Origin of the sequence: Bacillus sp. C30 (assembly GCF_040838255.1) — a bacterium.
Lineage (GTDB): Bacteria > Bacillota > Bacilli > Bacillales > Bacillaceae_G > Bacillus_A > Bacillus_A mycoides.
Genome location: NZ_JBFPJH010000348.1, coordinates 1 through 3,255 on the forward strand (window position 1 = coordinate 1; position 3,255 = coordinate 3,255).

5 protein-coding genes are annotated in these 3,255 nt (G+C 33.9%); all 5 read left to right on the top strand.

The window, feature by feature from the left end; genetic code table 11:
- Positions 1-324: 324 nt before the first annotated feature.
- Complete coding sequence (locus AB3X49_RS19955; protein WP_367964284.1) at positions 325-447, top strand: DUF3983 domain-containing protein; 123 nt, start codon at positions 325-327, stop codon at positions 445-447.
- A 17-nt stretch (positions 448-464) separates the two neighbouring features.
- Positions 465-851, top strand: coding sequence for a DUF1492 domain-containing protein (locus AB3X49_RS19960; RefSeq protein ID WP_367964286.1), 387 nt, complete (start codon positions 465-467; stop codon positions 849-851).
- A gap of 463 nt (positions 852-1,314) precedes the next feature.
- Positions 1,315-1,650, top strand: a complete 336-nt coding sequence (locus AB3X49_RS19965; protein WP_367964288.1) for a hypothetical protein — start codon at positions 1,315-1,317, stop codon at positions 1,648-1,650.
- 973 nt (positions 1,651-2,623) lie between these two features.
- The gene (locus AB3X49_RS19970) at positions 2,624-2,932 is read left to right on the top strand and encodes a hydrolase (RefSeq protein ID WP_367964290.1); all 309 of its coding nucleotides are present in this window, start codon (positions 2,624-2,626) and stop codon (positions 2,930-2,932) included.
- A gap of 15 nt (positions 2,933-2,947) precedes the next feature.
- The coding region (locus tag AB3X49_RS19975) for an HNH endonuclease (RefSeq protein ID WP_367964292.1) at positions 2,948-3,255 on the top strand (308 nt) is incomplete at its 3' end.

Consider the following 3,255-nt stretch of genomic DNA (forward strand, 5'->3'; position numbering starts at 1 on the left):
TGAAGGTGAAACGTTACTATTTTCATTTAGAACATTATCAAATGAAATTTCAAAAATAATAGGTGAAGTGGTGGCATTTGGCGAAACAAATGATGGTTTCGAATATATAGAGGTGAATGTAAACGATAAAAGGACCAAACGATATGTAATTTAGTCAAAAATTAATTTCGTGCGAAAAACGCCCTTATACAATAAGAAAATGTAACGTTTAAATCTTTTCCGAATGCCCATAGGTCTTGTGGACTATAGAACGTCTAAAAACGTGTAATAACAGCGTATAAATCAATTCATCAGTTTTGAGGTGAAATCAAAGGGGGCAAAACGATGAAAAAGCATAAAAAACGGAAAATGAAGAAGGCGATTGCTCGTAGAGGTAAAACATTTGAAAAAGATCGCGTAAAAACAGCATGGAGAAATCTATTTGTACAAGCTGGCATCCTAAAATAAGTGAGGTGGCATACACATTGCTAGAATGGTTAAAAGATTATCGAAACCTAGAAGATAGAATTTGTTATCTAGAAAACAATTTATTACGAAGTAAAAGAGAAGTAAAACGCTGGGTGTATGGCGACTTACAAGACGTTCGTTTGACCGAAGGATCAGAGGGAACAAAATTAGAAGATCGTGTTGCTGCCATTGAATATGAATTATCTCATACAATGAACGATATGTACGAGTTAAAGAAAATGATTAGTAAATTTGAAGGATTGGATAATAAAATCATTCAAATGAAATACATCGATGGAATGACATTAGAACAAATTGCATACGATTTGGATTACAGTCCATATTACATTAAACGTAAGCATGCTGAAATAAGAAAGGCAATCAAATTTGTATCTGCTTTATAAGGTTACCTTTTGGGCAGGTACTTTTTGGGCAACGAAACCCTTGTAAAAATGAGTTATAGTAATAACACAGAGAATTGCGAAAGGGCGACTGATCAGTTGCCTTTTTATTGTATATAAATATCACATACCGAACTATTTTAAGATATAAAAATATTAAATACAATTTAACTGCAGACTTTAGCATCTATTTGGATGCTCTTTTTATATGAGAAAGTAAAACGAACACTTGCACCAGAGTGCTCGTATAGGAAACATTAAGTGATTCATTATTGTTATATGTGTGGGTTCATGAACAAATAATGGTTCGACAAGTCAGGATCCAAGATAATATATGTAAAAGGGATAAGATTACAAATAAAAAATAAAAATAATTTGGTTGATTATGCCAAAAAATGTTAAAACTATTGATGTTAAGACCAGTACATGTGTTATAGGATACTGAAAAGTAAGTGAGGTATATATTATGAATCCAAAGGAAAAGAGAATTCGTATTTTAGATTTACAAGACCAGTATTGTCAAGCATGTGAATGTCAAATGAAGCCACTGAAAGAATGTATCCAACATTGTGTGGTGGGGCAGGAATTGAAAACCTTAACAAAGGGATTATTTGCGGAGAGTAAGAAGCAAAAGACGAAAGAAGAGTGGGATGAGATTTGTAGACAAGCTGCCAAGTTGTACGAGCAGGGGATCGGAACGATTGTCATATCCAAAAAGCTTGGTTGTCCTGCTAGTACTTTGCGTGATAATCTGAAAAAACGAAGATTGTGGAAAGTGAAAACAAAAGTTGAGATACAATAATAAAGTCCGGGAAAATAGGATGATTGGTGCCATTGAGCCAAGGGTTGAAGTTTATTGTATGCCTTTAAAGGTATACTTTTACGGACGCGTATAAAAGTATGAAAAACAATGTTCGTAAATGTTGATTTTTAATATTATAGATATCTTTAAAGGATGAATACCTTTACGGAAATAAAAAATGGAACTAAAGTAGCGAATCCGCTGCTTTTTTATTTTGAGGGAGGACGAAGGGTGAATCTAACTAAACAAGAATAAGCGGTTAGGATTGGTACATTCATTTCGGTGTTAGGACATGAACGTATCGCTACAAAGGAATTAGAAAGTGTAATTTCAATTTTTTTATGAGACAAAAGGTAACAACAACGCCAAAGCACAGAAGAGAAACGATGATTTGTTTGCTGGATAAAACAATGGAGGAATTTCTGAATGAGTAATAAAAAAAGCACAGCCACATCATCTCTGAAAGACGGTAAGCAGTGCGAAGAAAAAGTGAATAACAAACCGTTATAAACTTTATAGGGTACTTTTACTATAACTGAAAGGTGATAAAAATATAATCTTAAATATGTCCTTTGACAAGGGTCACATAAAAGGGAAACATGCGATGAATGAATATAAAACCAAACTAAAACGAGCACAGTTGCATCATCTGCTGAGGTAGATGTACAACTGTGCAAGTGTAAAAAACATCCATCGACCATATGGGTCTCAGGAATTAGGGTACTTTCACTATAACATGAGTAACATAAAAAAATTTTAAAAATGTCCTTTGTAAAGGACAAAATGAAAGGCGAGCAAGTGATGAATATAAAACTAAAGTAGCAAATTGGGGCACATTCAATGTGCAAATCATATCGTATGTTTTTCATCCACTCGTACTATTTACTTTTTTGGTTTTTTATACCAATGTGGCGAATATAAATTAGTAAATGCCCAAATGGTGTCTTAATGGGAAAGATAAGGAGTGGAGAAGATGGAACATATTGAAACAGGTTTACAACAGAAGATTGATGCGCTCGGTCTGCGTCCTTTGGACAATACAACCTATGATAGGTACTTTAAAAATCGAACGGTAGTAGGAATCGATGAACTTCAGTTTAAGTATTATAAAATGTATGGACAACAACCTATGTTCTACTCAATGATTCATCTTGTGAATTCAACAATAGAAGAATTAGTAAAAAATGATGAAAAGAATAAAAAACAATTCAATCCTTCGTTTTTTATGAGATTAAAAAGAAGGTTTAATAGATGGTTGTTCAGAGGAGTAGTTAGAAAGTAGAGTGGTAAAGAGGAAATGAAAGAATACAAAACCAAACAACAGAAGCGTAAGTTCTATGATAGTGGCGAATGGAAACAGTTACGTGAACACGTAAAGAAGCGTGACAACTACGAATGCCAAGAGTGTAAGCGCAATGGTAATGTTCGTGTGGACACCAATGAATATAGTGAGAGCGCCAAGCGTAAGAAGATACAACTCGTTGTCCATCATATAAAAGAACTGGAACATCATCCAGAACTTGCATTAGAAATAGACAATCTAGAAACAGTCTGTGTGGATTGCCACAATAAAGAACACGGTAGAACATTCAAAAAGAAACAGAA

Excerpts from the sequence above, each read along its gene's own strand:
- AB3X49_RS19970 (WP_367964290.1), top strand. The coding sequence starts at position 2,624 with ATGGAACATATTGAAACAGGTTTACAACAGAAGATTGATGCGCTCGGT.
- AB3X49_RS19955 (WP_367964284.1), top strand. The coding sequence starts at position 325 with ATGAAAAAGCATAAAAAACGGAAAATGAAGAAGGCGATTGCTCGTAGA.
- AB3X49_RS19965 (WP_367964288.1), top strand. The coding sequence starts at position 1,315 with ATGAATCCAAAGGAAAAGAGAATTCGTATTTTAGATTTACAAGACCAG.